The organism is Rhodococcus sp. EPR-147, assembly GCF_001647185.1.
Lineage (GTDB): Bacteria > Actinomycetota > Actinomycetes > Mycobacteriales > Mycobacteriaceae > Rhodococcoides.
On sequence record NZ_LVCU01000135.1, the window covers coordinates 1 to 5,864 of the forward strand.

Annotated in this window: 7 protein-coding genes; 2 read left to right on the plus strand and 5 right to left on the minus strand. The window is 64.1% G+C overall.

What is annotated here, in order from left to right; translation table 11 throughout:
* Positions 1 to 246 precede the first annotated feature (246 nt).
* Positions 247 to 999 carry a pyridoxamine 5'-phosphate oxidase family protein gene (locus A2J02_RS06405; RefSeq protein ID WP_068048248.1) on the minus strand — a complete coding sequence of 251 codons (753 nt, stop codon included), beginning with the start codon at positions 997 to 999 and terminating at the stop codon, positions 247 to 249.
* A 100-nt stretch (positions 1,000 to 1,099) separates the two neighbouring features.
* Between A2J02_RS06405 and pdxR the strand changes: the two genes are divergently transcribed.
* Complete coding sequence (gene pdxR, locus A2J02_RS06410) at positions 1,100 to 2,497, plus strand: MocR-like pyridoxine biosynthesis transcription factor PdxR (RefSeq protein ID WP_068048239.1); 1,398 nt, start codon at positions 1,100 to 1,102, stop codon at positions 2,495 to 2,497.
* On the opposite strand, the gene murA is transcribed toward pdxR, so the two are convergent.
* Positions 2,490 to 3,743, minus strand: coding sequence for a UDP-N-acetylglucosamine 1-carboxyvinyltransferase (gene murA, locus A2J02_RS06415; RefSeq protein ID WP_068048251.1), 1,254 nt, complete (start codon positions 3,741 to 3,743; stop codon positions 2,490 to 2,492). The genes pdxR and murA overlap by 8 nt on opposite strands.
* A 54-nt stretch (positions 3,744 to 3,797) precedes the next feature.
* Here murA and A2J02_RS06420 point away from each other — a divergent pair, with 54 nt between their 5' ends.
* Positions 3,798 to 4,400, plus strand: a complete 603-nt coding sequence (locus A2J02_RS06420; RefSeq protein ID WP_068048242.1) for a cob(I)yrinic acid a,c-diamide adenosyltransferase — start codon at positions 3,798 to 3,800, stop codon at positions 4,398 to 4,400.
* Here A2J02_RS06420 and A2J02_RS06425 read toward each other — a convergent pair whose 3' ends face one another.
* From A2J02_RS06425 to A2J02_RS06435, 3 genes are all read right to left on the minus strand, one after another.
* Entirely contained in the window at positions 4,401 to 4,838 is a 438-nt protein-coding gene (locus A2J02_RS06425; RefSeq protein WP_068048245.1) for a DUF2550 domain-containing protein, read from the minus strand. It abuts the gene before it with no gap.
* A 29-nt stretch (positions 4,839 to 4,867) separates the two neighbouring features.
* Positions 4,868 to 5,227: a F0F1 ATP synthase subunit epsilon gene (locus tag A2J02_RS06430; protein WP_037193376.1), complete on the minus strand. Its 360-nt coding sequence runs from the start codon at positions 5,225 to 5,227 to the stop codon at positions 4,868 to 4,870.
* Positions 5,228 to 5,257: 30 nt separating this feature from the next.
* Positions 5,258 to 5,864 (minus strand): ATP synthase beta subunit C-terminal domain-containing protein (locus A2J02_RS06435; protein WP_442971454.1); only part of this gene is annotated, 607 nt, incomplete at its 5' end.

Consider the following 5,864-nt stretch of genomic DNA (forward strand, 5'->3'; position numbering starts at 1 on the left):
CTGCTCCAGCCTATCCCAGCTTGGTCTCGGACACAAGGGCCCGACTCTTGGGGGATAAAACCTGCCAGGCCACACGTCCAACCTCGTTCACCCAGTCCGTGAAGACCGGGTCGGTGTCCGTCGCTCTGACTCGACAAAAGTTACGCCACCAACCACACCAACGCAAATCGGCAGGTCGACCCATGCTCGCAGGGTATTCGCGCAGCTCGGCCCCGGGGCGTCGGGTCATTGCGCCCTCTACACGCTTCAGGGTGCGCGTGTGATGCCAGCCACAGCCCGAACCTTCACTGCGGCAACATCGTTCACCCCCCGAGTCGCGTTCCGGCGCACACCGTCCACGTGCTCCGGCACCGCAATGTCCCCCGCGAGGTCTGCGGCAGGTTCGGCATCGCCGAGCGCCTCCCACACCGGAACTACTCCGGCCCATACGTCTCCCCGCTCGATGTCGAGGTCGTCGTCGACCGGTCCACCTGACCGCGACTTCACCGATGCCTCGTACATCGAAAGCGCCAGAACCGCGGTGGCTGCAAGCTCTTTCCGAGTATGTGAACGCAGATGAACGCTTCTTCCGGGGACCACCTGGTCGACGATCGCGTCCAATGCTCTAATCCGTTCGACGGCGTCCTCCACTCGGCGAGGCCGTCCGACCACAACGGCGCTTCGATAGTTCATCGAATGATGAAATGCCGATCGAGCCAGGACGAGCCCGTCGACGACAGTCGTAGTGACGCAGATGTCCTGATCCGGAGCGTCGATCATGCTGCGTGACGCCACTGATCCATGCAGATACAGCGTGCCTTCCCTGTCCGGACCGGCGGAATCCACGCCGAACACGGTAGGCACGACACGCGGCACTCCATCCACGATCACGCCGATGTGGCATATGCGCGCCGAGCGCAGTACGTCGAGCAACGCTGCGCGTTCGAGGCCGGCGCGATGCCTACCCCGCATCACTACCGTTCGTGCTGTCGGGGAAAGAGGCACGTCGTCGACTGTCATGGTTTCCAGGATGCGGGACGAGTGGCCTTTCGTCATGGTCCAATAGAGCTGCTTTTGTTCAGGCCACTTCGACGCGGATACCGAAAGGGACCACAACTCCATGCTCCCGATCTCTCTGTCGATCACCATCGATCGCGCCGACGCGCGGACGTTGCCCGTCCAACTGGCGGATCGCATCCGGTCCGCAATCGACGACGGAGACCTGCAGCCCGATTCTCGATTACCCAGTACCCGAGCACTTTCCGTCGATCTGGGCATCGCGCGTGCGGTCGTGGAGAAGGCTTACGAACAGCTTGTCGCAGAAGGTTGGCTCGATGCCCGGCGCGGTTCGGGTAACTATGTCCGACACATCCCCCGCGCACCTCGATCGATTGCGATGGCGTCGAGCGCACACACCACACCAGGAACGCCCCCGCGGATATCGCTCCGTCCGGGAATCCCGTGGACTCCACCCTCGGCATCCGATGCCTGGAAGCGCGCGTGGCGCGACGTCGGCGGCACACCACCTCCCGGCGACTATCCTGATTCCGCCGGCACGCTCGAACTGAGGACTCGCGTCGCCGATCTACTCCGCCGCGCCCGCGGGCTGCACACCACACCGGCGTCGATCGTGATCACGACGGGCAGCATTCACGGCCTCGACCTGGCCCTGGGTGCGCTTTCCGCTGCCGAATCGGTCGAACACGTTCTGGCACTGGAGAATCCAGGCTACAAATCCGCCGCTGCGCTCGCGACACATCGCGGGTGGTCCTTGCACGACGTCCCCGTCGACCGCGATGGCCTGATCGTCGAACAACTCGACTCGACTCCCCCACGAACACCGGCCGTGTACGTCACACCGTCGCATCAATACCCGACCGGCGCATTCATGCCCATCGGCCGTCGACGTGCGCTGGCAGACTGGGCTCACAGCAACGATTCCATGATCATCGAGGACGACTACGACTCCGAATTCCGTTACGGCGTAGCACCTTTGCCCACCGTGGCCGAACTGGCACCCGACCGGACCGTGTACCTCGGCACCGTATCCAAGACCCTCGGTGCCGGGATCCGTCTCGGCTGGATGGTGGCACCTCGGTCGATGGTCGACCGCATCTCGGCAACGCGCCGCTTGATCGGCGATCACCCCTCGGTTCCCGTCCAGCATGCGATGACGTCCATATTGCGCGACGGCGAATGGGACAGAGCCGTCCGAACGGCCCGGCGGCTCTATCGAGCCCGCGACCGCCTGGTCGCGGCCGCGCTGGCCAGGTTCGGCGAACTTCGCGGAGCCGGAGCCGGCCTGCATACCGTGTTGATACTCGACACTGCCGCAGCGCGCGACGTCGCTACCTCATGCGCCGCGAGGGGCGTGGACGTACCGACGCTCGAACACTCGACCCGCTCGCACACAGCCCGGGGTGGGATCGTCGTCGGATACGGTTCCGCCTCCGACGACGAATTGGACTATGCGATAAGCATATTGGTCGAGGCGCTGGAAGCTGTGCTACTCAGCTGACCCGCTCGATGCTGCCACCGAGTGCACTCAGGTTCTCCACGAATCGCGGATAACCGCGATCGATGTGGAAGACGTCGTGCACCTCCGTCGTACCGTCGGCCACCAGTCCCGCGAGAACCAAGCCGGCCCCGGCCCGAATATCGGAGGACCACACCGGTGCGCTGGACAGCTGTGGCACACCGCGAACCACGGCGTGATGGCCGTCGGTGCGCGCATCGGCCCCGAGCCTGATCATCTCCTCGACGAACCGGAATCGTGCCTCGAAGACGTTCTCGGTGATCATCGACGTGCCGTCGGCGACGGTCGCGAGTCCGATTGCCATCGGCTGCAGGTCGGTCGGGAACCCCGGATACGGAAGCGTCGCGAAATTGACCGCCCGCGGTCGCTCGTGTTGCACGACGCGGAACCCGTCGGGCTCGCTGGTGACCTCGGCGCCTGCGGACCTCAATTTGTCCAGCACCAACGACAGGTGCTTGGGGTTCACACCGCGGACTCGCACGTCCCCACGGGTCATGGCAGCGGCGATTCCCCACGTCGCGGCGACGATGCGATCGCCGATCACCCGATGGGTCGTCGGCTTCAGCGAGCTCACACCACGAATGGTCAAAGTCGAGGTGCCTGCACCGCGGACGTCGGCACCCATCTCGTTGAGCATGTTGCACACGTCGACGATGTCCGGCTCACGCGCGGCGTTGTCGATCACAGTCTCCCCGGTGGCGAGGACTGCGGCCATCAAGATGTTCTCGGTGGCACCGACGGACGGAAACGCCAGTCTGATGTTCGCGCCGCGCAATTCGTCTGCTTCCGCAACGACACATCCGTGTTGGATCTCGCTGCGTGCCCCGAGCAATTGAAGACCGGACTGATGCATGTCGAGGGGACGCGACCCGATCGCGTCTCCGCCCGGCAAAGCGACGACAGCTCTCTTGCACCGCGCAACCAGCGGCCCCAGCACGCACACCGAAGCTCGGAACTGGCGAACCGCCGCGAAATCGGCGTGATACTTCGGCATGGCCGGAGTGGTGATGTGAACGACCGATCCCTCCAACTCGACCTCACAGCCGAGCCCGCGCAACACCTCTGCCATCAGTGGCACGTCCAGGATGTCGGGGCAGTTGGTGATCGTGCTGGTGCCCTCTGCCAGCAGCGCTGCCGCCATCAATTTGAGGACGCTGTTCTTCGCACCACCGACCGCCACCTCACCGACGAGGCGATTTCCACCGTTGACCAAAAAGCGTTCACTCACCTCGACAGCGTAGCCAGCGGGACCGGCCGACACCCGCGCGGTACCGTAGCGCGCATGGCCGTCCACCTCACCCGCATCTACACGAGAACCGGCGACGACGGGACCACCGGGCTGAGTGATTTCTCGAGGGTGTCCAAGAACGACGAACGACTCGTTGCGTACGCGGACTGCGACGAGACCAACGCGAGCCTCGGTGTGGTTCTCGCACTCGGCAACCCGCCCGAATCGGTTCATTCGGTGATCCGCACCATCCAGAGCGATCTCTTCGACGCGGGGGCCGATCTGTCGACTCCGGTCGTCGAGAATCCGCAGTACCCGCCTCTGCGCATCGATCAGAGCTACGTCGACCGGCTCGAGGGCTGGTGCGACGAGTTCAACGAGGATCTCCCCGCACTGACGTCGTTCATTCTGCCGGGCGGAACGCCGCTGGGAGCGTTGCTACACGTGTCGCGAACGGTGGCCCGACGGGCGGAGCGGTCGGCATGGTCTGCGGTGCACGCGAGCCCGGAAACAACGAGTGCATTGCCGGCGAAATACCTCAACCGGCTTTCGGATCTGCTGTTCATTCTGAGCCGATACGCCAACCCCGAGGGCGACGTCCAGTGGGTTCCCGGGTCGAGCCGCGCTTCGAGCGACCCGACTACCGGCGAGAGCTGATCAGGCCGCCGGTCGGCGGCGACGCGATCGGCCGGAGGGACGAGATTCGACCCAGGACAGGAAAGCGGTCAACGCACTTCTGTCGAGGGCGATCTCGAAGTATTTACCATTGTCGGACAGTTCCAACACGGCGATGTCCGGTGTCATGATGTCGAACTCGGTGTCTCGTGGGGCTCGTCGATCACCCACGTGAATGTCCTGCCTACCCAGCCGATGATCGGGGCCGGGGCGAAGACTGGACAGCTTGAAGAATACGAGTGTGTTGTCTCCGTACCGAATGATGCCGTGACGCCAACCGGCACCACCGTCCGTCGGCAACACCCGCATGATCGCGGCGGTTCCCCCTCGCCGTAGAACCATCAGACGGTACGCAAAAGCCGCGACGAGCCCTGCGAGCAGCACAACCAGAATGATCAGAACAATCAATCCGTAGTGCATCGCAGGTCTCGTCGCGGCTTCTCGTGTACCTAGGACCGCTCGACAGCGCGGACACGACCCTTGGCCACAGCAATGGCCTCGAGGTCGTCGCCGTTCTCTGCCACTACAGCCCGTGCCGCCTCGACATCGATGTCGTCGGCGAAATCGGCCGATTCTGCCAGCACGGTGACCGTCTTGCCGGTCACCGACAGGAATCCACCGTGGACGGCTGCGATGAGCTTTTCGCCGTCCGTGGTCGTGATCGACACCGTGCCGCCCTCGATCAACTGCCCGAGCACAGGCTCGTGGCCCAGCATGATGCCGATCTCACCTTCGGTGGTCTGAGCGCTGACGATGGTCGCGGTACCGGACCACAGCTTTTGCTCCACAGCGACCAGGGAGACCTCCATGCCGCTCTTCTCGGAAGAAGTCACGTCGGTCTACTTTCCGGCCATCTTCTTCGCGGCTGCCTCGACATCGTCGAGACCACCACAGCTGTTGAAGGCCTGCTCGGGAAGGTGGTCGTACTCACCCTTGGTGACCTTGTCGAATGCCTCGATGGTGTCGGAGAGCGACACGACCGAACCGGCCTCGCCGGTGAACTTCTCGGCAACGATGAAGTTCTGGCCGAGGAACTTCTGGAGGCGGCGTGCACGGCCGACCAGAACCTTGTCCTCTTCCTGAAGCTCGTCCATACCGAGGATGGCGATGATGTCCTGCAGCTCCTTGTACTTCTGCAGGATCCGCTTGACCTCGTTGGCGACGCGGAAGTGCTCCGCACCGACGATGCCGGGCTCGAGGATGCGCGAGGTGGAGCTCAGCGGGTCCACAGCGGGGTAGATACCCATCTGCGAAATCGGACGCGAGAGCTCGGTCGTCGCATCGAGGTGCGCGAACGTCGTGGCCGGAGCCGGGTCGGTGTAGTCGTCGGCGGGAACGTAGATCGCCTGCAGCGAGGTGATCGAGCGTCCACGGGTCGAGGTGATGCGCTCCTGGAGCTCACCCATCTCGTCCGCCAGCGTGGGCTGGTAACCGACGGCCGACGGC

What these genes read in the sequence shown, in the direction of transcription:
- A2J02_RS06405 (WP_068048248.1), bottom strand. Translation starts at nt 999, where the DNA reads ATGACAGTCGACGACGTGCCTCTTTCCCCGACAGCACGAACGGTAGTG.
- pdxR (WP_068048239.1), top strand. Translation starts at nt 1,100, where the DNA reads ATGCTCCCGATCTCTCTGTCGATCACCATCGATCGCGCCGACGCGCGG.
- A2J02_RS06420 (WP_068048242.1), top strand. Translation starts at nt 3,798, where the DNA reads ATGGCCGTCCACCTCACCCGCATCTACACGAGAACCGGCGACGACGGG.
- A2J02_RS06425 (WP_068048245.1), bottom strand. Translation starts at nt 4,838, where the DNA reads ATGCACTACGGATTGATTGTTCTGATCATTCTGGTTGTGCTGCTCGCA.
- A2J02_RS06430 (WP_037193376.1), bottom strand. Translation starts at nt 5,227, where the DNA reads ATGGAGGTCTCCCTGGTCGCTGTGGAGCAAAAGCTGTGGTCCGGTACC.